18 protein-coding genes and 1 pseudogene are annotated in these 24,302 nt (G+C 65.1%); 13 read left to right on the top strand and 6 right to left on the bottom strand.

Annotation, left to right across the window (positions count from 1 at the left end; translation table 11 throughout):
- The 10 genes from E3T43_RS15460 to E3T43_RS15415 all read left to right on the top strand — a co-directional run.
- Positions 1-347, top strand: a 347-nt coding sequence (locus tag E3T43_RS15460) for an ANTAR domain-containing protein (RefSeq protein ID WP_134473090.1), incomplete at its 5' end; no start/stop codon positions are given.
- Between the two features lie 334 nt (positions 348-681).
- Positions 682-2,913: a UvrD-helicase domain-containing protein gene (locus E3T43_RS15455; RefSeq protein ID WP_134473089.1), complete on the top strand. Its 2,232-nt coding sequence runs from the start codon at positions 682-684 to the stop codon at positions 2,911-2,913.
- Between the two features lie 221 nt (positions 2,914-3,134).
- A complete protein-coding gene (locus E3T43_RS15450) occupies positions 3,135-4,739 on the top strand; it encodes an HNH endonuclease signature motif containing protein (protein ID WP_134473088.1) in 1,605 nt (534 codons plus the stop codon).
- 62 nt (positions 4,740-4,801) lie between these two features.
- Complete coding sequence (locus E3T43_RS15445; protein ID WP_134444631.1) at positions 4,802-6,913, top strand: alpha/beta fold hydrolase; 2,112 nt, start codon at positions 4,802-4,804, stop codon at positions 6,911-6,913.
- 58 nt (positions 6,914-6,971) lie between these two features.
- The gene (locus E3T43_RS15440; RefSeq protein ID WP_166791350.1) at positions 6,972-8,480 is read left to right on the top strand and encodes a DUF3375 family protein; all 1,509 of its coding nucleotides are present in this window, start codon (positions 6,972-6,974) and stop codon (positions 8,478-8,480) included.
- A complete protein-coding gene (locus E3T43_RS15435) occupies positions 8,473-9,132 on the top strand; it encodes a DUF4194 domain-containing protein (RefSeq protein WP_134444582.1) in 660 nt (219 codons plus the stop codon). Before E3T43_RS15440 ends, E3T43_RS15435 begins: the two co-directional genes overlap by 8 nt.
- Positions 9,129-12,497, top strand: coding sequence for an ATP-binding protein (locus tag E3T43_RS15430; RefSeq protein WP_134473086.1), 3,369 nt, complete (start codon positions 9,129-9,131; stop codon positions 12,495-12,497). The genes E3T43_RS15435 and E3T43_RS15430 overlap by 4 nt, the downstream gene beginning before the upstream one ends.
- A gap of 87 nt (positions 12,498-12,584) precedes the next feature.
- Positions 12,585-13,238, top strand: a complete 654-nt coding sequence (locus tag E3T43_RS15425) for a hypothetical protein (RefSeq protein ID WP_134473085.1) — start codon at positions 12,585-12,587, stop codon at positions 13,236-13,238.
- Between the two features lie 148 nt (positions 13,239-13,386).
- A complete protein-coding gene (locus E3T43_RS15420) occupies positions 13,387-14,607 on the top strand; it encodes an amidohydrolase (RefSeq protein ID WP_134473091.1) in 1,221 nt (406 codons plus the stop codon).
- A complete protein-coding gene (locus tag E3T43_RS15415; RefSeq protein ID WP_134473084.1) occupies positions 14,597-15,934 on the top strand; it encodes a DUF3100 domain-containing protein in 1,338 nt (445 codons plus the stop codon). The genes E3T43_RS15420 and E3T43_RS15415 overlap by 11 nt, the downstream gene beginning before the upstream one ends.
- 15 nt (positions 15,935-15,949) lie before the next feature.
- Here E3T43_RS15415 and E3T43_RS15410 read toward each other — a convergent pair whose 3' ends face one another.
- Together E3T43_RS15410 and E3T43_RS15405 are read right to left on the bottom strand one after the other, a co-directional pair.
- Complete coding sequence (locus E3T43_RS15410) at positions 15,950-16,471, bottom strand: UPF0158 family protein (RefSeq protein WP_134473083.1); 522 nt, start codon at positions 16,469-16,471, stop codon at positions 15,950-15,952.
- Positions 16,472-16,603: 132 nt separating this feature from the next.
- A complete protein-coding gene (locus E3T43_RS15405) occupies positions 16,604-17,137 on the bottom strand; it encodes a GNAT family N-acetyltransferase (protein WP_134473082.1) in 534 nt (177 codons plus the stop codon).
- Positions 17,138-17,559: 422 nt separating this feature from the next.
- On the opposite strand from E3T43_RS15405, the gene E3T43_RS15395 reads away from it, so the two are divergent.
- The gene (locus E3T43_RS15395) at positions 17,560-19,854 is read left to right on the top strand and encodes an FdhF/YdeP family oxidoreductase (RefSeq protein WP_134473080.1); all 2,295 of its coding nucleotides are present in this window, start codon (positions 17,560-17,562) and stop codon (positions 19,852-19,854) included.
- Positions 19,855-19,920: 66 nt separating this feature from the next.
- Here the strand turns inward: E3T43_RS15395 and E3T43_RS15390 are convergent, their stop codons facing one another.
- Together E3T43_RS15390 and E3T43_RS15385 are read right to left on the bottom strand one after the other, a co-directional pair.
- Entirely contained in the window at positions 19,921-20,238 is a 318-nt protein-coding gene (locus E3T43_RS15390) for a DUF6457 domain-containing protein (RefSeq protein WP_134473079.1), read from the bottom strand.
- 99 nt (positions 20,239-20,337) lie between these two features.
- On the bottom strand, positions 20,338-20,826 hold the full coding sequence (locus E3T43_RS15385; protein WP_092452137.1) for a DUF427 domain-containing protein: 489 nt from the start codon (positions 20,824-20,826) through the stop codon (positions 20,338-20,340).
- A 272-nt stretch (positions 20,827-21,098) separates the two neighbouring features.
- Here E3T43_RS15385 and E3T43_RS15380 point away from each other — a divergent pair, with 272 nt between their 5' ends.
- Both E3T43_RS15380 and E3T43_RS15375 read left to right on the top strand, forming a co-directional pair.
- A complete protein-coding gene (locus E3T43_RS15380; RefSeq protein WP_134473078.1) occupies positions 21,099-21,932 on the top strand; it encodes an aldo/keto reductase in 834 nt (277 codons plus the stop codon).
- Between the two features lie 107 nt (positions 21,933-22,039).
- Positions 22,040-22,645: pseudogene (locus E3T43_RS15375) on the top strand (ATP-dependent DNA ligase); the annotation flags it as partial.
- A 10-nt stretch (positions 22,646-22,655) separates the two neighbouring features.
- Here E3T43_RS15375 and E3T43_RS15370 read toward each other — a convergent pair.
- Together E3T43_RS15370 and E3T43_RS15365 are read right to left on the bottom strand one after the other, a co-directional pair.
- Entirely contained in the window at positions 22,656-23,657 is a 1,002-nt protein-coding gene (locus tag E3T43_RS15370; protein WP_134473077.1) for a glutathione S-transferase family protein, read from the bottom strand.
- A gap of 29 nt (positions 23,658-23,686) precedes the next feature.
- Positions 23,687-24,001, bottom strand: a complete 315-nt coding sequence (locus E3T43_RS15365) for a hypothetical protein (RefSeq protein ID WP_134473076.1) — start codon at positions 23,999-24,001, stop codon at positions 23,687-23,689.
- Positions 24,002-24,302: the final 301 nt, after the last annotated feature.

Here is a 24,302-nt window from a genome sequence, read left to right as displayed (position 1 = left end):
ATCGGCAGCAAGGCCGACAGCTTCGCCACGCCCACCACCACAACACCGCTCAGAATTCAGCGACGCTGCTCACTCAAGGCGGACCGGTGGATCGAGGCTTAGCCGACGTCGCGACGATCAGCCTTCTCCATGAACGCACGGCTCGAGAGAATGCAACGGTCAACGAACAGTTACAGCGTGCCCTCAATAGCAGAGTGTTCATCGAGCAGGCCAAGGGAGTCATCGCTGAACGAAACGGCATCAATATGGATGAAGCTTTCCAGCGGCTGCGCGAGCACGCCCGTTCGCGTCAGGAGCCGATGCACACAAGCGCCGCAGACGTGATCAGCAGCCGCGTCATGATCTAGGTCGGGTGTCGCGATTCACGCACTGCGTGAGCCATGCTGTCGTCGAGGTACTGGCTAGAGTTCTGACCTGGATTGGTCCTCCCGACCCTGCCGCGCCAGACCACGAAACCATCGAGCGCGGGACTAATGCAGCCGGGGACTGGACGGTCTGTGATCGACCAAGCTGACACCTGGTCCCCGTCACCGTCGGCAATACGCCCGAGATGACGTTCACCGATCAAGGTCACCGGGAACGAAGCGTGCCCGGCCAGGCCGTCGCGAGCGTCCCAACACACACAGCAAGGCCCACACTGACCGCGACTAAACTAGTGACTTCGGTTTAAGGGGTGCGTGCGTGATCGACCAGGAGCTTGTTCGGGAACAGAACTATGTCCAGTCGCTGTATGAGCGGTTGGATGCACTAGCGGAAGAGGCCGAACATCAGCTGATCGAGGTGCGCCGCCTCGACGTGGGCGGCAATCACCAGTCCCGCAGCGAGCGCGATACCTTCGCCCGCCTGTACGAGGATCGCATCGTGCAATTACGCGAGGTCGACGACCGGCTTGCCTTCGGTCGGCTCGAGACTATGCCGGACGACTCCGGCGACTCGGTCTACCGTTACATCGGACGGGTCGGGCTGCGCGACGAGGACCACAAGCCCCTGCTGCTGGATTGGCGGGTGCCGCAGGCCAGCGCCTTCTATCAGGCCACGGCCGCCACGCCGCTCGGTGCCCGGGCCCGCCGTCACCTGCTGTCCAAGGGGCGCAGCATCATTCGCATCGAGGACGAAATTCTCGATGCCGCTCTGCTTGCCGACCCGGATGCGCCCACGCATCAGGGCGAGGGGGCCCTGCTCGCGGCCCTCACCGCGCAGCGCACCGGGCACATGTCCGACATCGTCTCGACCATTCAGGCGGAGCAGGACCGCATTATCCGCTCGGAGCTGGCCGGAATTCTCGTCGTGCAGGGCGGCCCTGGCACCGGCAAAACCGCCGTCGCTCTGCACCGCGCCGCCTACCTGCTGTACACGCACCGGGAACGCCTCCGCGACAGCGGTGTGCTCATCATCGGCCCGTCACGCTCGTTTCTGCAGTACATCGAGGCCGTGCTGCCGTCGCTCGGCGAGACCGGAGTCGTGCTCGCCTCGGTCGGTCAGTTGTTTCCCGACGTCGAAGCGACCGAAGAGGATGCCCCGGCCGTTGCCGCTCTCAAAGGCCAGGCGTTCATGGCCGACCTCATTGCCCGGGCCGTGCAGTCCCGGCAGCGCACCCCGGCCGCCGCGCAGGTGCTCGTCGTCAACGGCGACCGCATCGTGCTGCAGCCGGAGCTGGTCGCCCAGGCGATCGCGCGCGCTCGCGGCACCGGCAAGACCCACAACGAGGCCAGGGTCACGTTCGTGAAGACGGCCATCAACGCGCTGTCCCGGGTGTGGCTCGAGCAACTGCAGCAGCAGGGCCGGTCGATGGACGATACCGACCTGCCGATGCTGCGCGAAGATCTGCGCCTGGCCGATGACGTGCGCGTAGCGCTGAACACCGCCTGGCTGCCGCTGACCCCGCAGAAGCTGCTGCAAGATCTGTATGCGCGGCCGCAGTGGCTGGAGGAGCTGACTCCGCGCTGGCGTTTTGCCCAGCGCAAGCTGCTGGCCCGCGCGCGCGACGCCGAGTTCACGATCGCCGACATTCCGCTGCTCGATGAGGCGGCCGAACTGCTCGGCGAGTACAACGCGGTCGACCAGGCGAAGAAGCGCGCGCTCAAGGAACAGCGCAAGCGTGACGTGGAGAACGCCGAAACGGCCATTGAAAACATGCGGGTGAAGGGGCTGGTCAACGCCAAAGACCTCGCCGCTCGTGCCGGCGAACTCGATGAGCGGGCCACGACCAGTGAGCGTGCCGCGCGAGACCGCAGCTGGACCTACGGCCACGTCGTCATCGACGAAGCGCAGGAACTCTCCCCGATGCAGTGGCGGCTCGTGTTGCGGCGTGGTCCGCGCAGGTCGTTCACGATCGTCGGCGACATCGCGCAGGCGGCGAGCGCTGCGGCATCCGCTAGCTGGAAGGAGGCGCTGCAGCCGGTACTCGCGGGATCGCCGGAGGCCGACCGCTGGCGGCTCGAAGAGCTCACCGTGAACTACCGCACGCCGAGCCAGATCGCTACAGCGGCCGAAACCGTCGCGATCTCGCACGGCTTGTCGATCACGCCCTCCCGCACGGTGCGGTCCAGCGAATGGCCGGTCGAGACGGTAGCGGATGCCGCGTCGGCGGTTCGCCGTGATCTGGCGCTCGGCGCCGGCGGCACCCTCGCCGTGATCGTCGTCGACGCCGGTCTCAACGACCTGGAAGCCACCCTGCGCGCCGAATTCGGCGACCTGCTCGGCGTCGGTGCGCTCGGCTTGAGCCGGGACATTGCGCTGATCACCCCACAGGACGCCAAGGGGCTGGAGTTTGACGCTGTTATCGTTGTTGACCCAGCTGCGATTCTCGCGGCCTCGGAGCGCGGTGCCGGGGCACTCTACGTTGCGATGACCCGCGCCACGCAGCGGCTGTACCTGGTGGGCGACGCGCCGCTCGGTGATGCGCGCGGCTGACGTCGCTGTTGACGCCGTCGTCAACGCGGATGCCGAGCTGCCCTGATCGAGAAAGTGTCTTCCCAAGGTGCGCAGCGAATTGACCTTGGCTGCTCAAACGAGCTTTGAGCCCCGTTCGCTGATCGTAGACAACTCTTAGAAAATCGCACCATAATACTGAGATTGTCTCGCTTTCACGGGCGTTTCGGAGTATAATTGTGGGTGAAGGAGGCATCGTCGCCATGACCCTCACCGTCCCGCCCGCAGCAGCCGGTTCGATGCCGGAGTTTGAGAGTTCCCGGGTTGCGGTGATTGCTCAGGCCGGTGCATTGTTGGCTTCCGTTGTTGACGGGGTGCGGTTTAGTCATCTTGATGACGGTGAAGCGGTCGCGGTCATGGCCGCGCTGGAGGGCCTCGGGCGCAAGGTCGATGCGGCCAGACTGCGGTCGACCACCGACATTGGAGTTCGCGCGGAGACCGACCTCGGCAACGGATCTTTGGCGTATAAAAACGGATGCCGTAACCGGGTTGAGTTCATCACCCAACTTGCCGGCATCTCCGGCCGTGAAGCCAAGCGTCGCCTGAAACTGGGCGAGACGGCGGTCGAACGCACCCCGCTTGGTTTGCCGGTCGCGGCCCGGTATCCGGTCATTGCCGAGGGGCTCGTAAGTGGGGAGCTTGGGGTGGAGTCGGCGGAGATCATCGCCGGCACCCTGACCGCGTTGCAGGGCCGGGTCTTGCCGGACGACCTCGACCGCGTCGAACGTGCACTGGTGGCGTCGGCGACCGGGGAGATCACGCCGGAGACAGTGGGGCTGCCGGGCGCGGGCATCCGCTTCGCGCCCGACATGCTGCGGGCACAAGCCCTGGAGTGGCAGGGCCGGCTCGACCCCGACGGCACCGCGCCCAACGACGACGCCGTCGAGGCGAAAAGCACGTTGACCTTCGGCCTGCTGCGCAACGGGCTCTACCCGGTGCGCGCCAACGTCACCCCGGAACTGCGCGGCATCATGGACACGTTGTTCGACACGTTCCTATCGGCGCGGTCCCGCACACCGCGATTTGAACCCACCGAACCCGGCAATGACCCCAGCGAGCTGGACGGCGTTGACATCGACGGCCCGAGCACGAAGAGTGAGCGCTTCGGCGCCGACCCGTTCGGCGCCGACCCGTTCGGCGCCGACCCGTTCAGTGCCGACCCGTTCAGCGGCGATACCCGCTTCGACGGGGACCGCCGCACCGGCGGTGAGAAGCGTGCTGACATCCTTCGCTCCGTGTTTGAAGCGGCCGCGCGCGACCCGCAGACCCCGACGATGGGCGGTGCGGCCCCGACCGTCATGATCCACATCAACGCCAGCGACCTCGACCAGGGCCGTGGCGTTGGCTGGATCGACGGTATCGAAGCCCCGGTCTCGTTCCGCCGGGTGAAAGAAGCCATCTGCACCGGCGGCGCCCGAAAGGTACTGTTCGGCGACAACGGCGACGTGCTCTACCTCGGCGACACAGTTCGCTGCTTCACCGCCAAGCAACGCACCGCCATCGCCGCCCGCGACGGAGGCTGCATCATCCCCGGCTGCACCATTCCCGCCCGGTGGAGCGAAGTCCACCACGTCATCCCCTGGCAAAAACACGGCCTCACCAACATCGACAACGGCGTCCTCCTCTGCTGGTTCCACCACCACACCATCGACACCAGCGGATGGAGAATCCGCATGATCAAGGGCCGACCCCACATACTCGGACCACTGCTCTTTGACCCAACCCAAACCTGGCGACCCGCTCACAACCACCGAGCCAACACCCCCAGCCCCGAACCTTACCGGCCCGAACGACCATGGCGCACCTGAGTCTCCGGCGACGCGTGCGCCAGCGGCTAGTCATTCCGGTCGGGTAGCGTTGAAGCATGACAATGGAGTCTCACCCCACGCCCTTTTCCAGTCTCGATGACTACGTGGCGCTGCCGCGGGTGGAGGGCCTCGCGCTCTCGCCCGACGGGCAGCGGGTCGTCCTCACTGTTGCGACCCTCACCCGCGACCAGACGAGCTATGAGCGGGCACTGTGGTCAGTGGCCGCCGACGGCACCGGCGTTCCGACCCGCCTGACCCGGTCGGCGAAGGGCGAATCCGGGGCCGCGTTTACGGCCGACGGAGACGTTTTGTTCGTTTCCACCCGCCTCGACGCGGCTGCTGACAAGGGTGCTGACACGGACGCCGTGGCCGCCCAGCTCTGGCTGCTGCCTGTTGCCGGCGGCGAGGCTCGCGCGATCACCCGCCTGGCGGGGGGAGTATCCGGCATCGCCGCGGTGGCGTCCTCCTCCTCCAACCTCGTGATCGCCGCCGAGCTCCTGCCGAGCGCCGCCGACCTCGAAGCTGAAGGCGCCGCCCGCAAGGAACGCACCGAGAAGAAGGTCGCGGCTATTCTGCACGAGAGCTACCCGGTGCGGTTCTGGGACCACGATCTCGGTCCGGCCGAACCCCACCTGCTGGCGCTCGACCTCGCCGACCTGCAGGACACGATCGCACCTCCCGCCAGCGCCAGCGACACGGTCAGCGAAGCGGATGCCCCCGCTCCTTATCCAGCCGACCTCCCGCGTCCCCGAGACCTCACGGCCGCCCCCGGTCGCACCATGGATACCGCCGGCCAGGCCCTAACCCCGGACGGATCCACGCTAATCGTCGCCCTGCGGGTTGCTGAGCAACGCTCCGGTCGCTATGTGCTGGCCTCCATCGACGTCGCGACCGGCACCCAGACCACCCTGTTCGACGAATTGAAGGTTGACTTCGAATTCCCGGCTGTGAGCCTCGACGGTAGACAGATCGCCTTCGTGCGAACAGCCGTCAGTACCCCGGAGGGTCCGGCCGACCAAGAACTCTGGGCTGCCGACCTGGACGGCCGCCGCCCGCGTCGCCTCGCCGCCGAATGGGACCGCTGGCCGACCAGCCTGGTCTTCGACGCGGACACCGAATCCAACCAGGCCCTTATCGTCACGGCCGACCACGACGGCCGCGGTCCGATCTTTCGCGTACCGCTAGACGGCGGAGCGCCCGAGCAGCTCACCACCGACGACTTCAGCTACACCAACGTCTGCGTCGATGCCCAGACCGGCGACCTCGTGGCCTTGCGCTCCTCCTGGATCGCGCCGGCGCATCCGGTGCGCATCGGCCGTTCCGGTGCCGTCAGCATGCTCGCCACACCGGCCGCGCTCCCCGAGGTTCCCGGCACGATCACCGAGGTTGAGACCGTGGCCGAAGACGGAGCGCGAGTACGCGCCTGGCTACTGCTGCCTGCGGGAGCCGGGCAGGAGCATCCGGCCCCGCTTCTGCTATGGATTCACGGCGGCCCGCTGAACAGTTGGAACGCCTGGAGCTGGCGGTGGAGCCCGCTGCTCGCCCTAGCCCGAGGTTACGCGGTGCTCTTGCCCGACCCCGCGCTCTCGACCGGCTACGGGCTCGATTTCATCGCTCGCGGCTGGAACGCCTGGGGTTGCAAGCCCTACACCGACCTGCTCGCGATCGTTGATGCAGTCGAAGAGCTGCCCGAGATCGACGAGACCCGCACCGCAGCGATGGGCGGATCATTCGGAGGCTATATGGCCAACTGGATCGCCGGCCACACCGATCGGTTCCGCGCCATCGTCAGCCACGCGAGCCTGTGGTCGCTCGACCAGTTCAACGGAACGACCGACGACTCGCAATACTGGCAGAGCATATTCTCGGCGCAAGGCATGATCGACAATTCGCCGCACCAGGCGGTGCGCGAGATCGTCACGCCGATGCTCGTCATTCACGGTGACCACGACTACCGGGTGCCGATTGGCGAAAGCCTGCGGCTGTGGTCTGAGCTCGCCGAACACCACGCAGGGGTCGACGGCAGTACCCAGCACAAATTCCTGTTCTTTCCCGACGAGAACCATTGGGTACTCAAGCCTCAACACGCGGTGGTCTGGTACCAGACCGTGTTCGCTTTTCTGGACCAGCACGTGCACGGCGCCGACTGGAAGCGGCCGCGCCTGCTGGGCTGATCAGGTCAGGGGCACCCCGCAAGTCGGTTAAAGTGGAGAGCTGGAAAGGAACCAGCTATTGAGTGACATTGCAGGCGAATTGGCGCGGGTGCGCGAAGCCTTCGATAAACCCACCCTGCGACTGCTCGACCGCAAATGGGCGCCGTTCGTGCTCGCTGTGTTCAAGAGTTCGTTCAGCCGTGAGCATCGCAGCGTTTCCTGCGAGGCACTGCACACCCAAGTGGATGCTTACCTCGCCGACCTCCGCAGCATCGGCCTGGATGCGCCCGAGAAAACGGGCCGCGCCCTCTGCGTGCAGTGGATGAACGACCTCTGGCTCTACCGGGAGATCAGCGACGCGGGGGAGGAACACTACTCGCTCACCAGCCACGCCCTCGAAGCCCTGCTGCTCGTCGACGGTCTCGCCCGAGATCGGGCGCTGATCAGCGAATCCCGCCTCACCACGATCGTCGACACCGTGCGTCATCGCGCCACCGAAGCCAACCCAGACCGCGAGGAGCGGGTGCGGCGTCTCGACCAGCAGATCCACGAGCTCAGCAGCGAGCGTGACCGGCTCTCCGACGGCGGCGACATTGAGCCGGCCTCCAATGAGCAGATGCACGAGGGCTACGCCAACCTCATCAACCTTATTCAGCAGCTGCCGAGCGACTTCAAACGGGTCGAAGAGTCCGTCGCGGCCATGCATCGCCAGATCGTCAACGACTTCCGCGGCGAGGAACGGCCGATCAGCGAGGTTCTCGATGACTACCTCGCCAAAACGGATGCCCTCATGTCGTCGACCGCGGAGGGTCGCGCCTTCGAGGGCGCCTTCACCCTGCTGCGCAACGACGCTCTGTTGCAGGGGCTGAAAGCGGATCTCGAGACGATTCTGCTGCATCCGTTCGCCCTCGAACTCAGTCGCACCGAACGCCGCAGCTTCATGAGCACGGTCACCCTCATTCGCAAGGGCATCGACGACGTGCTGACCCAGCGCAAGGGGCTCACGACCACGCTGCGCGAGCACATCGTCAACCATGACGTCGTGAAAGATCGCGAGCTTGAACGTGTGCTGCGCGACGTCAATCGCGAGCTCGCGACTTGGATGCAGACCGCCGGGCCCCGCTCCACTGTCACCGCCGAACTGATGCCGGGCACCCTCGACGTTGAGCACCTGCACGAACGGTTCTACGATCCGGTCGCCCACCGCGCTCCGCCCGCGCTGGCCGATGTGTCGGGCGCCGCGCCCGCGGCGCCGAGCCTCGACGCCCTGCGGCAGCAGGGTGGGCCACTGCTCCAAGAACTGCGCGACGCACTGGTGGCGGCTATCGGCGTGAAATACGGGACGGGGGAGGCGGCATCCATTGGCAGCGCCTTCAACGGGCTCGACGCGAGCCTGCGTCGGCCGGTCGAGATCCTCGGCCTGCTGCAGCTCGCCGCCCAGCTCAGCCCGGGCACGGCGGGGCTGGAGCGCTTTGAAACGGTGCGACCGGATGGCTCGGTGCGTTTCTTCGAGGTGCCGCGCCTCATTTTGACCGACGACGACACGGCGGCATTGGCCGCCCAGAATTTGGGTTCCGAGAATGACTGACGACCTGGCTGACGACGACACCGGCATAGACAGCGACCCGGCCAGCCTCTCGCTGTTCGAGGGGGATGAGGGCGGCCTGAGCGTGGAGCAGCGCCGGACGCTCGTGCTGCTGCTCAAGCACCGCTATATTTCGTCGGCACTGCAGCCGGCCGAGTGGCAGACCCTGCTGAAGTCGCAGAGCCTGCTCAAATCCCGGCTCAACGACGTCTTTCTCGACCTGCACGTTGACCTGCACTACGAGATCGCCTTCAAACGGCAGGCCCTCGCCGAGGGCGGCGAACGCTTCCCCACCCTGCTGCACGACGTCGCCTACAGCCGGGAAGAGACCATTCTGCTCGTGCTGCTCCGCCAGCGTTTTCGCAGCGAACGCGCCAACGGCCTGGAAATTGTTCTGGTCGACCGCGACAACCTGGTCGACAACGTTGCCCATTTTCGGCCGGAGCACGCGACCGACCTGTCCGGCGACGCGCGCAAGGCGACGGCCGCCGTCGACAGCCTCGCCAAGGCGCGGGTGCTGCTGAAAACCAGCGACCCCGACCGCTTTCGCATCTCCGCAGTGATCGAAGTGCTGCTGCCGGTGGAGCGCCTGCGTGAGCTGCTCGAGTGGCTGCGCGTCGAAAATAACGAACCGCTGATGGAGCCCCTGGTATGAACGATTCCCCGCTGTTCTATATCAACGGCGCCACCGAGGGCACCACGCAGTGGCGTGCCGAATCGATGCAACTGGTCAATTGGGGCGGCTTTCATGGTCACCACGAGGTCGACTTCAGTGCCTCGGCCACGCTCGTCTCCGGAGCTTCCGGCACCGGCAAGAGCAGCCTGCTCGACGCCTACCTCGCCCTCATGATGCCCTCGGACACCCCGTTCAACGGTGCGTCGAACGACGCCGGCTCCGGCCGGGCCCGCAGCGTCGACCAGCGCAACCTGATGACCTACCTTCGCGGCAAGACCGACGCCAACCGCGAAGCCGGCACCGACGAGCTGACCGACCAGGTGCTGCGCGGCGCAAACGCAGCCACCTGGGGCGCCATCGCCATGACCTTTGTCGACGACAACCAGCGCCGCTTCACCGTGCTGCGGGCCTACTTCGTGCCGCGCGGCGCCCACAAATTCGCCGACGTCACCATGAAAATGGCTACGACAGACGGATGCCTCGACCTGCGCGACCTCGCCGCCATCGCCGAGAATCGGTTCGACAAGCGCGCCCTGAAAGCCCACTTCGACGGCCTCGACGTCTTCGACACCTACGCGGCGTTCGCCCAGACGCTGTACACGCGGCTCGGCATCGGTGCCAACGGTGAGGGCAGCAAAGCGTTGCGCCTGCTCGCCCGCATTCAGGCGGGCCAGCAGGTGAAAACGGTCGATGGACTGTATAAGTCGATGGTGCTCGAAGAGCCGGCCACCTTCGCCGCCGCCGACAAGGCCGTCGACCACTTCGAAGACCTCGAGCGCTCCTACGGCGCCATGGTCACCGAGGCGCAGAAGGCGCAGGTGCTCGAACGCCTGCCCGAGCTCAACGCCGGCTATGAGGCCGCGACGGCCAAAGCCGATCTGGTCGACACCTTCGGCGTGCACCGGGCCGGCGATACCCCGTTCGTGCTGTGGCAGTTGCAGACCGAGCAGGCCCTCCTCGAGACCGCCGCCGACACCAACCGGGTTGCCCGCCGGGATAACCGGGTTGCCCTGAGCGAGGCGCGTGACGGGGAGACCGCTCTGAAAACTCGGGTGGCCGACTTGCAACACCAGCAACGCAACAACGGCGGCGACCTGCTCGAACGCCTGCAGAACGAACTCACCCAGCTGCGCCACCGGCACGACGACGTGGCGCGCGAGCGCGCGAGCTTCGACGATCGGGTGCAGAATCTCGCCCTGCAGCTCGATTCGCCCGCATCCTTCGCGGCAGCTCAGCGCGCCGCCGAAGAATTCGCCGCCGGGTTCGCCGCCGCCGAGGCCGCACTGGAAGCGACCCGCTCTGCGCTGCAACGCGAGTCGTACCCGGTGGAGGAGGGCATCCGCTTGCTCAAGCAGGAACGTGCCTTTCTGACCGGACGCGAGAGCCTCGTGCCCCAGCAACTGCATCAGGCCCGGCTGCTGATTTCCGAAGCGGCGAACATTCCGGTCGATGAGCTGCCGTTCGTGGCCGAACTGATCGACCTCGCCGCCGGTGAAGAGCAGTGGCGGCAGGCCGCCGAGGTGACCCTCGCCTCGGTCGTCAAGGTTCTGCTCGTCGATGAGACCCGGCTCGCTCAGCTCAGCGCGGCGATCGACCCGCTGCAGCTGCCGCTGCGCATCCACTTTGAGGGTGTTGAGCTGAAGCCGCACGTCGTGGCCGTCGGCGACGCTCGTTACGTCTCGGGCAAGCTCGACGTGAAAGACTCGCCGTTCAGCAGCTGGGTGCAGGCGCGCCTGCGGAGCGCAAACCTCGACGCACTGTGTGTGGCCAGCCCATCCGAGCTGGGTGGCGCAGGCGCACGGGTGACTTCGAGCGGGCAGACTCGCAATGGGTCCCGGGGCGCCCACGGCGCAAACGCGGGTCAGAAATCGATCATCGGATTCTCCAGCCGCGCCCGGCTCGACGATATTGCGTCGGAACTCGCGGCGCAGGGGCGGGTGGCCGATGCTGTCGCTGGACGGGCATCCGCTGTCGCAGACAGCTTGGTCGGACTGCGCGATAACCAGGCCGCTCACCAGCACATTCTCGACACCGACTGGTCGACCATCGACGTTGCGGCGGCCGCCGAGCGCATTGCGGGCAAGAAATCCGAGCAAGAACGGATGCTCGCCGGCAGCGATATCCTGCGCGCCCTGAACGATGAAGAGGGCCGGCTGGCCCTCCAACTCGATATTGCCGGAAAGCAGAAGCACGCGGCCGACCAGACCGGCGCAATGCTGGCCGAGGAGCAGAGCAGCATCGTCGACGCGCAAGACACGGTGAGCGGGCGGCTGGACCAGATCGACCAGGGCGACGCGCTCGTGCTCGCGGCCGAACATGCCGCGCACCTGAGTGAGCAGTTTGCTCTGGTCACCGACCAGAACGACCTTTCCGGTTTTCCCGCCGGCCTGAAACGCCTGCGCGAGCGGTTGATTGCGCAGTCGGCGCAGGACCGCGACAGCGCGGCACGCGATCGCGCGGCCATGATCGGCATCTTCGAGTCCTTCCAGAGCCGCTGGCCCGACCCGAACATCGGCGTCGCGCTCGAATCGGTCACGAGCTACACCGACATTCTCGACGCGATCCGCACCCTCGGCCTGTCGGAGCGGCGGCAGGAATGGAAGCGCCGACTCTCCGCCTGGAGCGGCCAGGACCTCGTGCCGCTCACCGGCGCGTTCAACTCGGCAATCGAGGAGATCGAAGACCGGCTGCGACCGATCAACGAAATTCTCGCGACCCTGCCGTTCGGCGCGGGCCGGGACCGCCTGCAGATCGCCCTGCGCCGCCTGCACCCGGGTGACGCGACCTCGTTCCGCAAGGAGCTCAAGGCGCTCTCTTCAGGCGCGACGGAGCAATTTACCGATGATGAAACCGAGGACCGCTTCACCCGGCTGCAGCGGTTCATGGCTTTGATTCGCCGGCCCGACGGGCTGAACAACTCCCAGCGGGACCTGCTGCTCGACGTGCGCCAGCATGTCGAAATCACCGCAGTGCGCGTGACGCCCGACGGCGTGGAGGTGAGCACCTATTCCTCGCTCGGCGGCAAGAGCGGTGGCGAGTCGCAGGAACTCGTGGCCTTCGTCGTCGGCGCCGCCCTGCGCTTTCAGCTCGGCGATGAGAGCCGCACCCGGCCGCGTTTTGCCCCGGTCTTTCTCGACGAGGGTTTCGTGAAATCCGATGCCGAGTTCGCCGGGCGTGCGGTCGCCGCGTGGAAGGGCCTCGGATTTCAACTCATCGTCGGTGCTCCGCTCGACAAGGTCACCGCCCTGGAACCGCACATGCAGTTGGTGCTCTCGATCACCAAGAACACCGCCACCGGTTACTCCTACATCACGCCGCTGGCGTCACCGGAGGTCGCTGCCTGATTCACTGACGCGGATCAACGCTGGCGAACTCTACTCTTTGGACTGCCAGCGGCTTGGGCGTAGCATGTTGGAGGGTCGGCGCGTGGAGTGGCCAACGAGATTGGGGCAGAGGTGATCGGATCGCGGCAACTCCATCGCAACCCCAGCTTTCGTAACCCCACTTTTCTCTCAACCTGGCTGCTCTGGCTCGTCGGTTTCCTCGCTTTTCCCATAGCCAGCCTCGCCGGAACCGCCGTCGGTGGGCGGGTCAGCAACCCCGTATCGGCCCTGATCGGTGGCGCAGTCTGCGGAGTCGTGATCGGCGTTGGACAGGTGCTGGTCAGCCGGCGTCGACTCGATCCGCTGATCTGGGTACCGCTGTCGGCCATCGGAATGGGCCTGGGGCTGCTACTCGGCTCAACCGTTGTTGACTATCGAACCACCCTGGCCGAACTAGCCCTGATGGGCGCGGTCACCGGGCTCGTTCTCGGCACCGCGCAGGCCATCGCCCTGCCGCGGCGGGCCAGACGCCGCTGGCTGTGGGCACTGGGTGTAGCCGCTCTTTGGGCTCTCGGCTGGACTTTGACCACCCTCGTCGGGGTCGACGTCGATGCCCAGCACACTAATTTCGGCGCCATCGGTGCGGCAGCTGTTACCGCATTGTCGGGGCTGCTGCTGCACTTTTTGCTACCGTATCACCCCGCTTCGGGCGTGTGGCTACCTTCCCGACGGGTCACGACCTCGACGCTTGGACCCCAATGAGGGGGATTGTTTCCGTCCAGTAAAAGCGAGAACGTCCCGACGTAATAGGCTCTGCAGAGCGGATGCCCCGAATCAGTGTCGGCATCGGCATGACCAGAACGGGCGGCCCGGGGCCGCCAGATCGGAATTACCCGTGGACTTCTCCGCCATGCTCGCCGAGACGACCGGGCTGAGGTCGGACGTCGTCAAACAGGTCGCGTCCGTGGCCGCCGACGTGCTCCAGCTGAGCCGCACCATTCACGCCGACCCGGAGCTGTCCTTTCAGGAGCACCGGGCATCCGTTTTGGTCGCCGCCCGACTTGAAGAAGCGGGATTCGCGGTAGAACGCGGTGTGGCAGAGCTTGGGACAGCTTTTGTGGCGACCGCAGGTAGCGGACCGCTGACGGTGGCCGTCTGCGTCGAATACGACTCGCTGCCCAACATCGGTCATGCCTGTGGCCACAACATAATCGCCGGCGCGAGCGTAGCGGCCGCACTCGCCCTGCTCCCACTCGTGGATGACCTCGACATCACCCTGCGGGTGATCGGAACTCCAGCCGAAGAGCACGGCGGTGGCAAGGTTGTGCTTCTGGAACGCGGCGTGTTCGATGGTGTGGGCGTCGCCATGATGACCCACCCCGTTCAGGACGGAATGTCCTACAACCCGGAAGGAACGACGAGCCAGGCCGTCGGCCGATACCGGGCGACGTTCCGCGGCACAGCCGCTCACGCTGCGGCGGCACCACATCTGGGAGTTAACGCTGCGGATGCCGCAGTGTTGTCGCAGGTGGCGGTGGGGCTGCTGCGTCAGCAGATTCCCAGCGATCACCGAATCGCTCTCTATGTTTCTGAGGCCGGATTTGCGACGAACATCATTCCCGACACGGCGGTGGTGGAATTTGAATGCCGAGCCTTCACTCTGGCTCAGTACGAGGCGCTCCTCGTGCGCGTTCGTCGGTGCTTTGAGGCTGGCGCGCTGGCGACGGGGGCGACGCTGGAGTTCGAGCAGACCGAACCCCTCTACGAGCCGCTGCTCCAGGACGCGGTGTTGTGCGCCCATTGGAACGAGGGCATGGCGTTCTTCGGGCGCAACGTTGAACGATCGGCGGGGTTGAGCGGTGGGTCAACGGACATGGGTAATATTTCCCAAGTCATCCCCAGCATTCACCCGTGGGTGGGCATCCCAGGGGCTCAGGTTCCCATTCACTCGCACGGATTCGCGGCCGTCGCTGATACTCCGGAGGCCTACGAGATCATGTTCGAATCCGCCATCGCGATGGCGTGGACGGTGCTCGGCGTCAGCACCGACACGGTGCAGCGCGAGACTTTCATCGCCGCAGCACAATCGCGCTCGACCGCGCAGACCACTGGGGAATCCGATGAACACTAGCGTCACGCCGACCAAGCCCGCCGAGCGGTCGGCACCCGTTCGACTGAAAAATGCCTGGCCGATCCTTGCATTGGCATTTGTCATCGCGGTGGGATGTCAGGCCATCGGGTCCCTGACGATCGACCTCGGCGTTGGAACCATCATCATTTTTCCGATGGTCTGGGCCATTCTGATCGGTGCCGTGGTGTCGGTGCAGACAATCAAGCCGCTCGGGCTGAACCTGCAAAAGATCGCCAACGCGTTCGTGGGCATCGCCGTGATGCTTCTCGTTGCCCGTTTGGCATTCTCGATCGGTCCGAGCCTTCCCCTGTTGCTCGACGCCGGGCCAGCCCTGCTGGTGCAGGAAATCGGTCATCTGCTGGGCACGGTCGCCCTCGCTTTGCCGCTCGCGGTCTTGCTGCGCATGGGCAAATCCACGGTGGGTGCCACATTTTCGCTCGACCGCGAACCAGCCTTCGCTATGGTCAGTGAGAAGTACGGCCCCGATTCCGACCAGTATCGCGGAGTGCTCGCGATGTATGTGTTCGGAACGCTGTTTGGTGCCGTGTACATCAGCCTGCTCGCGTCGCTTCTGACCTCAGCCGATATCTTCGACCCCCTTGCCCTCGCCATGGGCGCCGGGGTGGGGTCGGGGTCGATGATGGCCGCGGCCGCAGCGAGCATCGTGGCCCAGTTTCCAGCGCAGGCCGAGCAGATTCTCGCCATGGCCGCGGTGTCCAACCTCATCACCACGGTCCTCGGCGTTTACGTCGGCATCTACATCGCCCTGCCGCTCGCCGACCGGTTCTACCGGCTGTTGACTCGGAAACAGGTCGATCAGCAGCAGGCAGTGGATGCCACCGCCGTCGATGAGAACCGTCGGTTCCGGGAAGCCGCTGCGGAGGCCGCCGCGCCGGTGAAACTCCCGATCTGGCTGGCAATGAGCGTGCTCTCCATCGTCGGCATCGCGACGGCGTCGGTGGCCGCAAAGTCCTTTTCCTGGAGCATCGTCGGCGGCTACGCCATCATGGTCGCGCTGATTCTGGTGAGCATGTTTCTGGCGAAGGTCTCGCGAAAGATTTCGGCGATTGTCTGGGCAACGACCATCGGAGCGCTGATCTCCAGCCCTTGGTCTCCGGTCGGCGAGCTGCTCACGGCTCTGGTGACCAGCGTCGACTTTCTGTCCCTGGCGACCGTCGTGCTCGTCAGTGCGGGGCTGAGCCTCGGCAAGGATATGCCCCTGCTGAAGCGGATCGGCTGGAAGATCATTCCCGTCGGACTCGTGGCGATCACGGCCTCGTTCGTGCTCTCCACCGTCTTCGCCGAGTTCTCCCTGGGTTTCTGGTAGCAGTAACGGATGCCTTCAGGAGTGGTCCCAGACCCAGCGCGCAGCCTCGCCCAAGGCCCGTTCCGCCTGGTCGGCTCGTTCCTGCACGGCGAGGGCGGCTTCGATTTCATCGCACAGATCGTTGTCGACCAGCCAATCGATCGCCCGTGAAACGGCGCGTGCCTCGGCGAAACGGTGCCAAATCAGGTCGAGCCTGGGCTCTGCCTCCTGCACCGTGTTCGTGAAGCGGCGAAATGCTCCGGCACCGTTTAACGCTCGGGCCAAGCGGTCGGCGATGACGGGATCGGTGACGGCGTCCGCAAAATCGGACATATCCCGGTATTTGTCACGGGAGTCCTCGGCTCCAATTCCAATCCAGGCGGGGTCGTCAAGATCGATGTCTTCGGCGTCGCCCGTGATGACATCGCCGTCCATGATGGTCAGCATGTCCCCGGTCGCGGCGTTGTAGTAGCCACCCTCACCGTTGCCCAAGGTCATCACCAGCAGGTCCAGGTCAATGGTGGCCAGGGTGCGGTGCCGCGGCTGTTCGATAGTCATGCCCCCATAGTGGCCGCAATTCGGCGGGCAGGGGCACAAATAGTGCGATTCCGACTGCCCCCGCCGTCACCGCGCTAACTCCGGGTCGGCGCGCCCGCCATAGCTGGTGCGCCGAGTATACGGGCGACGTATTTAGCCGCGGTGCAGTCCCTTTTCGAGTACCTCGAGGTGCAGGTCATCGCGCCTGGGCACGCCGAATCGCGTGTCGACGTGGAAGGGTTTCCGCACGCCCGTGCGACGATAGCCGCGTCGTTCATAGAACGCGATGAGGGCGTCGCGCAGGCCAATGACGGTCATGATCATCACGGTCGAACCCCATTCGGCCACGGCCAGGCGTTCGGCCTCGACCAGGATCCGCGTGCCGTCACCCTGACTCTGGCCCGTCGGGCGCACGGCGAACATGCCGAAATAGGCGGTGTCGCCCAGGTCTTTGGCGATGTGGGCGCAGCCGACCAGATCGACGCCGCGTTCAGCGAGAATGACGAGGCTGTCGGGGCGATCGAGGTCCGCGTGCAGCAGGTCAGCGTCGATGCGCTGCCCATCGATGAGGTCGGCCTCTGTAGTCCAGCCGGCCCGGCTGGCCTCGCCGCGGTAGGCGTTCGTCACCAGCTCCAGCAGGGCCGGAATGTCGTCGTTGGTCGCGCGGCGAAACGTCAGGGTGTTCATTGCCCCACGATATCGCCCGCACCCGAGCCTCCCTCACCCCGTCAGCGCGCGCTGATCCAGTGGCCAGGCGAACATTCGCGCGAAGAAGCCGCCGGTGGCCTTCTCCTTGACGTGGCCTTCGCAGCGCTGGCTGCGCGGCACATTCTTCATCACCTGGTCGACGTGCTGGCCGCACCCGGCCCGGGTAGTCTTCTGGCAGGTCTTGCAGGTCTGGCAGGTAACCGCTCTGCACATGTTGGTGGCCTTTCACATCGGGGATGTGACGTAAACACATACACCTCGGGTATATTGCGAATTCGTGCAGACTGACCGAATCGGATGCCCCGGGCCCGGCCGGTGTATCGTGCCATCAACGAGCGCGTGGCTGGCCGACACCACGGCCACGGCGCTCGTGAACCCCGCGGAGAGAGAGAGGCGCCCCCATGAGCAGCGACCCACCAATCGACGACGTCACCGACGACGACATCGAAGTCACCCATTCCAAGGCCTGGGCGGCTGGCGTTCCGGGCGTGCTGCACTCGATGGAACCGGCGATCACTCAGATGGGCGCCCGGCGGGGGATGCGGGCTCTGCTCTCGATGAACCAGAAGGACGGCTTCGACTGTATGAGCTGCGCCTGGCCCGACCCGGGCCAGCGCAAGGCCTTCGAATTCTGCGAAAACGGTGCCAAGGCCGTCACCTGGGAGGCCACACCGATCACAATTCCCACCACCTTTTGGGCCGAGCACTCGCTGGCCGACCTGCGCGAGAAGAGCGAATATTGGCTTGGCATGCAGGGTCGGCTGATCGAACCCGTGTACAAGCCGGCTGGCAGCGACCACTACCGCCCGGTCAGCTGGGCCGAGGCGTTTCGGGTGATTGCGGCCAAGCTCAACGGGCTCGACTCACCCAACCAGGCCGCCTTCTACACCAGCGGCCGCGCGTCCAACGAGGCCGCTTTCGCCTATCAACTGTTCGCCCGCGCCTACGGCACCAACAACCTGCCGGACTGCTCCAACATGTGCCACGAGTCCACGGGCTGGGGCATGGGCCAGACCGTCGGAATCGGCAAAAGCACGATCAGTTACGACGATTTCGCGAAATCAGACCTGATCATCATCATGGGCCAAAACCCAGGCACCAACCATCCGCGTATGCTCACGGCGCTCGAAGAAGCCAAGGATGCCGGTGCCCAGATCGTCGCCGTCAACCCGCTGCCCGAGGCGGGCCTGCGCCGCTACAAAAACCCGCAACGGGTGCGCGGAATCATCGGTCACGGCACCGACATGGCCGACCAGTTTCTGCAAATTCGCATTGGTGGCGACATGGCGCTGCTGCAGGCGGTTTCCAAACGGGTACTGGACGCCGATGCGGCCGCCCCCGGCACAGTGCTCGACCAGGCCTTTCTCGACGAATATTGCCACGGGCTGGCCGAGTTACGGCAACATTTGTCGCAACTTGACGAGCGGATGGTCCTGGCCGCGACAGGCCTGCGTGCGGCCCAAATTGACGAACTTGCGCAGCGCTACCTCAATGCCGATCGGGTGATTATCACCTGGGCGATGGGGCTGACGCAACAGAAAAAGGGCGTCGAGACCATCAAAGAAATCATCAACCTGCTGTTGTTGCGCGGAAACATCGGCAAGCCCGGTGCTGGAGCCTCCCCGATTCGCGGACACAGCAACGTGCAGGGCGACCGCACCATGGGCATCTGGGAGCAGATGCCGCCCGCCTTCCTCGACGCCCTTCAGGCCGAGTTCGGCTTCGATCCGCCACGTGCGCATGGCGTTGACTCCGTCGACGGCGTGCGTGCCATGCGTGACGGAAAAATGAAGGTGTGGATGGGGCTCGGCGGTAACTTCGTCGCCGCCATGTCCGACACCGGCATTGCCGAGGCTGCCATGGCCCGCACCGAAATGAGCGTGCAGATCTCGACCAAGCTCAACCGGTCCCACGCCGTGACTGGCGAGGAAGCCCTGATTCTGCCGACCCTGGGGCGCACGGAAATCGACGAGCAGGCCAGCGGCGAGCAGTTCGTCTCGGTGGAGGACTCGGTCTGCGCGGTGCATCCGTCCTGGGGCAAGCTCACGCCGGTCGCACCGAACCTACTCTCCGAAGTCGCCATCGTCTCCCGGCTGGCGAGCGCCGTCCTGGGCGAGCGGGTTACCGTCGACTGGGCCGGATTTGAGGCCAACTACGATCGCATCCGCGACCACATCGCCCACGTGGTCGGTGGGTGCGAGAACTACAACGAGCGCATCCGGCAAGACGGCGGGTTCGTGCTGCCGAACGGGCCGCGCGATTCGCGCACGTTCACCACCCCTACCGGCAAAGCGATGCTGACCACGAACACCCTCGAACACCTCGAGGTGCCACCCGGGCGCCTGGTGCTGCAGACACTGCGCAGCCACGACCAGTTCAACACCACTATCTATGGCCTCGACGACCGCTACCGCGGGATCAAGAAGGGCCGTCACGTGGTGTTCATCAACAAGAAGGACCTGATCGCCCTCGGGTTCGCCGACGGCGACCTGGTCGACGTGCACAGCGAGTTCAGCGACAACGTCGATCGGGTGCTACGCGGGTACCGGCTGGTCGCCTATCCGACGCCGCGTGGCTGCGCGGCCGCCTACTATCCAGAGGCGAACGTGCTCGTGCCACTCGACAGCGTCGCCGACGGCAGCAATACGCCGGTGTCGAAGGCGGTCATCATCCGATTGGAGCGGTCGGAGGTGTGATGCGGATGGTGGGAGCTCCTGCGCAGTTTGAGCTACTGAGCGGTTTGAGCTCCTGCGCAGTTTGAGCTACTGAGCAGTATTGACCCAGCCGGTTTCGTCGGGTGCCTCGTACGCGGGCTGCCGGCAGACAGCGATCACGATATCCGCTGCCCGGGCGATGGCCGCGTGCGACGCCATCTCCGAGTTGGCGGCGGCCAAACCGGCGGCATAGCCGACGACGAAAGTTGTGATCGGGGCGGCCATCGGATTGACCGCGTGGGCGGCTTCGTCTGCGACATTGAGCACGAGGTGGTTGTCTACGTCAAGGTCTAAAATCTGGAGGGCCTGGCTGAGACGGCGGGTCCACTGGTTGAGAATGTCTTCGTCTACAGCGTTGTGGGTCACAGCAGCTCCTTCAGTTGCCTGGTATCTCGGATGCATGGCTGATGAGAGGATACCCGGAACCAGAAAACTGTGTGCGAAGCAACGGTATCGAAGGGCGAACTACCAGCCCACGGTACCAGTAGAGCCTTTGAACGGCCCCACGATTTTCTTAGTGATCCAGCCGCCGTAATAGTCGCCGTCCTGCGCGCGCACCGTCTCACCGTCGACGGTGCAGCGGTCCATCGCGCCCGGGTAGACGGCGATACGTTCAGCCAGAATTTCGTACCCCGGTGACGGTGTGGAATAAAACCAGCCCGCACGGGGGCTGGAGCCGATCGAGAGGTAGCCGGCCACACCCTTGTATTCGCAGTAGCTGTGGCCCGCTGCCGGCTTCAGCAGACCGGCGGCAAAAGCACTTCGCGGCAGGTAGTACACGGGCGGGTGACTGGTTTCCAGCACCCGTACGACGTCGCTGGTGTCGACGATCGTCGCGCCGTTCAGCTCGATCGTGACGTGTTCCGTGGTGTGTTCAACCAGAGGTGGGCGCGGGTAATCCCACACTGATTCCTGGCCGAGACGTACCGGGTCGCGTTTCACTGGCTCAATCATGCCCCGATAATAGGGCGGCAAGCTGCGAACTACGTCGGCATTCAGTTTGTGCGTTGCCGCGCCACACTCGTTCAGAGCTCGACGGGGGCTGCTAGTGCGCCCTGCGTTGGGGTAGCCATGGAATAGGCCCGATGATTGCGTGGTTCGGTTACACGTGCCAGCAATTACCACTACCCGTATGCAAGCCGGGACGTTCTCGAATTGACAGAGCAACGCGGGGCAGATGTTGGCGATGCCACGACCAAAGCACTTTTGAACGAGGAGATCTACCCATGACCACTGTCCCCACACTCACTCTTAACAACGGCACGTCCATACCTCAGCTTGGCTTCGGCACATTTCAGATCACCCCAGAAACGACCAAAGCGGCGACCCTCGCCGCCCTTGAGGCCGGCTACCGACACATCGACACGGCGGAGATGTACGGCAATGAGAAAGAGGTCGGTGAGGCGATTGCAGCGTCCGGTATCGCCCGTGCCGATATCTACGTCACGAGCAAGCTCAACAATGGGTTCCACGACCGCGCCGATGCCCTCGCCGCGTTTGACCGCACCCTCGAAGCGCTCGGCTTCGACTACCTGGACCTGTTCCTCATTCACTGGCCGCTCCCGGCCGTCGGCGACTACGTCGCAACCTGGAAGGCGATGGAGGAGATGCAGAGCTCCGGGCGCGTCCGGACGATTGGCGTGAGCAACTTCCAGCAGGCGCACTTGCAGCGCCTGTTCGACGAAACCGACACGGTGCCGGCCGTCAATCAGATCGAGGTACACCCGTACCTCACGCAGGATTCACTGCGTGCATTCAACACCGAGCACGGCATTGCAACCGAGGCCTGGTCGCCGCTCGCGCAAGGGGCGGTTCTCTCTGACCCGGTGATTATCGGGATCGCCGACCGCCTCGGTAAGACCGCCGCGCAGGTTACCCTGCGCTGGCACCTGCACCGGGGCGACATCGTCTTCCCGAAGTCGGTCACCCGCAGCCGGGTCGAGGAAAACTTTGCCCTGTTCGATTTCTCCCTCACCGAAGCGGATATCGCCGCCATCACTGCGCTGAACCGCGACGAGCGCACGGGCCCGAACCCCGACGAGTTCAACTACATCCCGTAGCTTGCCGGCAGCGGCGGCCGGAGGCTGCCGCTGCCAATAAATCTGGCTACAGTGTGCGCATGGTGAGCTCGGATGCGCAGGTTTTGATGGTCGACGGCCCGCACGGCGATCTGGATCCCCAGCCGGGCACGGACTTCTCCGACACCATTCCGGTCGCTGTCGAACGGAAGAGCCTGCTGGCCGAGGCCGGTCTGACCGCGTTTGTGAAGACATCCGGAAATCGCGGACTGCACGTGTTCGCGCCGATCACCCCGACCCGCGAATTTCTTGACGTGCGGCACGCGGTCATCGGCGCGGCGCGTGAGCTGGAACGACGGATGCCCACCCGGGTCACCACAAACTGGTGGAAGGAAGAGCGCGGCGAGCGCATCTTCATTGATTACAACCAGGCCAACCGCGACCGCACCATGGCCGGTGCCTACAGTCCCCGGCCGCTGCCGCACGCGCCGGTGTCCTGCCCGCTGGAGTGGAGCGAACTCGCCCAGGCCGACCCGCACGCCTTCACGATTCTCACCGTGCCGAACCGACTGCGCGACCAGGGCGACCCATGGGCGACCATGCATGAGCAGCCCGGCTCGATCGACGTCCTGTATTCGTGGTCGGAGCGCGATTTGGCCGATGGCCTGGGTGAGTTGCCGTTTCCGCCGGACTTTCCCAAGATGCCGGGGGAGCCGCCGCGCGTGCAGCCGAGCCGGGCCCGTCGCCCCGACTAGCGCTACGCGTTCAGTTCACGATGCGCTCGCCGGGCACGGGCGGCTCCGGCGGGGTGCCGGTGCCGAAAGGACGGCCGCCGAGATCGGCGCGAGAATGCGGTGCCAGCCAGGCGGCGGCATCCGGACCCTTCGGCACTATGCCGCTGGGATTGATATCGACGTGGGTCACGTAGTAATGCTTCTTGATCTGATCGAAATCGATCGTGTCACCGAAACCCGGAGTCTGGAAGAGGTCTCGGGCATAGGCCCACAGCACCGGCATCTCGCTGAGCTTGTTTCGATTGCACTTGAAATGACCGTGATACACCGCGTCAAAGCGTGCCAGAGTCGTGAACAAGCGGATGTCCGCCTCGGTTATCGTGTCGCCCACGAGATACCGCTGCCCGGCCAGGCGTTCTTCGAGCCAGTCGAGCCGAGCAAACAGGGCGTCGTAGGCCCGCTCGTACGATTTTTGGCTGCCCGCGAAGCCGCACTTGTAGACGCCGTTGTTCACATCGTGAAAGATTAGGTTGGCGACCTCGTCGATCTGGGTCCGCAGGGCTTCGGGGTAAAGGTCGGGGGCGCCGGCCCGGTGGTGTTCCGTCCACTCGGTCTCAAAATCGAGGGTGATTTGCGGGTAGTTGTTGGTGACGACCTTGCCAGAGGCAACATCGACGATCGCCGGCACGGTGATGCCGCGCGGGTAGTCGGGAAAACGGGCGAAGAAGGCCTGCTGCAGGCGTTCGATGCCGAGCACCGGGTCGAGCCCGTCGGGGTCGAGGTCGAAGGTCCAGCTGTTCCTGTCGTGGGTCGGGCCGGGTAAGCCCAGTGAGATGACGCCCTCGAGGCCGAGCAGGCGGCGCACGATCGTGGTGCGGTTCGCCCACGGGCAGGCCCTGGCTGCGACCAAGCGGTAGCGACCCGCGTCGACCGGCCAGCCGTCCCGGCCGTCCCGTGTAATGCGGTCCTCGATGTAATTGGTGTCGCGGTTGAAGTCCAGGCCGGGCGTGATGTAACTGGGATTCAGGCTCATAGTGCCACGCTACGCGCCCCGGGCCGTTTCTAAACCGCTTCGCCGAGCTGCTCGGCGATTTCGGCGTCGGTGCGGGCGTCGATGATGCCCCACATTATGTGGGTGGGGCCGCTGCTGTCGCTCGGTTCGGTGCGTGGCCGGCTGGCCCAGCCGTGCGCAACGACGGCGGCACCGAGGTATTCGAGGGAGTCGGCGATGCGGGTTTTACGAATCTTGCCGGCCAGTATGCTGCCGTCGGGCGCCTGACGCCAGCCGCGCTTGTGGGCGACGACGCGAGCTATTTCTTCGTTGGTCAGCCAGCGCGAAAAGCTGCGGGTGGGCGGGTCGATGGCAATCAGCTTCATGCCGACACTGTACCCGCCCGGCCCCGGCACCTCGTCACAGGCGCCGATCGGGGCGATAATCACAGGACCACCCGAATCGACAAATTCGACACCAACTGGATGGTCAATATCGCCGGTGTCGCTGCCGATTCCGGGTTGGCTCCGAGCCCGGTGACGCGGAATTTCGGGACGACGTCACCCGGTGACTCGTCGGTACGTCGGCTAAGCCTGAATCCACCGGTTGACCTTGAGGTTTTGACGGCGCGTTAAACCGAGAATGCCCCTCTGACCAGCTAAAATAGTTGTTATCTAGACAAGCTAT

This window comes from Cryobacterium sp. Hh7 (assembly GCF_004403155.1).
GTDB lineage: Bacteria > Actinomycetota > Actinomycetes > Actinomycetales > Microbacteriaceae > Cryobacterium > Cryobacterium levicorallinum.
The sequence above is the reverse complement of the archived record's forward strand: the minus strand, read 5'-3'. Positions and strand labels throughout refer to the sequence as shown.

Excerpts from the sequence above, each read along its gene's own strand:
- E3T43_RS15450 (WP_134473088.1), top strand. The coding sequence starts at position 3,135 with ATGACCCTCACCGTCCCGCCCGCAGCAGCCGGTTCGATGCCGGAGTTT.
- E3T43_RS15445 (WP_134444631.1), top strand. The coding sequence starts at position 4,802 with ATGGAGTCTCACCCCACGCCCTTTTCCAGTCTCGATGACTACGTGGCG.
- E3T43_RS15435 (WP_134444582.1), top strand. The coding sequence starts at position 8,473 with ATGACTGACGACCTGGCTGACGACGACACCGGCATAGACAGCGACCCG.
- E3T43_RS15430 (WP_134473086.1), top strand. The coding sequence starts at position 9,129 with ATGAACGATTCCCCGCTGTTCTATATCAACGGCGCCACCGAGGGCACC.
- E3T43_RS15420 (WP_134473091.1), top strand. The coding sequence starts at position 13,387 with ATGCTCGCCGAGACGACCGGGCTGAGGTCGGACGTCGTCAAACAGGTC.
- E3T43_RS15415 (WP_134473084.1), top strand. The coding sequence starts at position 14,597 with ATGAACACTAGCGTCACGCCGACCAAGCCCGCCGAGCGGTCGGCACCC.
- E3T43_RS15410 (WP_134473083.1), bottom strand. The coding sequence starts at position 16,471 with ATGACTATCGAACAGCCGCGGCACCGCACCCTGGCCACCATTGACCTG.
- E3T43_RS15405 (WP_134473082.1), bottom strand. The coding sequence starts at position 17,137 with ATGAACACCCTGACGTTTCGCCGCGCGACCAACGACGACATTCCGGCC.
- E3T43_RS15395 (WP_134473080.1), top strand. The coding sequence starts at position 17,560 with ATGAGCAGCGACCCACCAATCGACGACGTCACCGACGACGACATCGAA.
- E3T43_RS15385 (WP_092452137.1), bottom strand. The coding sequence starts at position 20,826 with ATGATTGAGCCAGTGAAACGCGACCCGGTACGTCTCGGCCAGGAATCA.
- E3T43_RS15380 (WP_134473078.1), top strand. The coding sequence starts at position 21,099 with ATGACCACTGTCCCCACACTCACTCTTAACAACGGCACGTCCATACCT.
- E3T43_RS15370 (WP_134473077.1), bottom strand. The coding sequence starts at position 23,657 with ATGAGCCTGAATCCCAGTTACATCACGCCCGGCCTGGACTTCAACCGC.
- E3T43_RS15365 (WP_134473076.1), bottom strand. The coding sequence starts at position 24,001 with ATGAAGCTGATTGCCATCGACCCGCCCACCCGCAGCTTTTCGCGCTGG.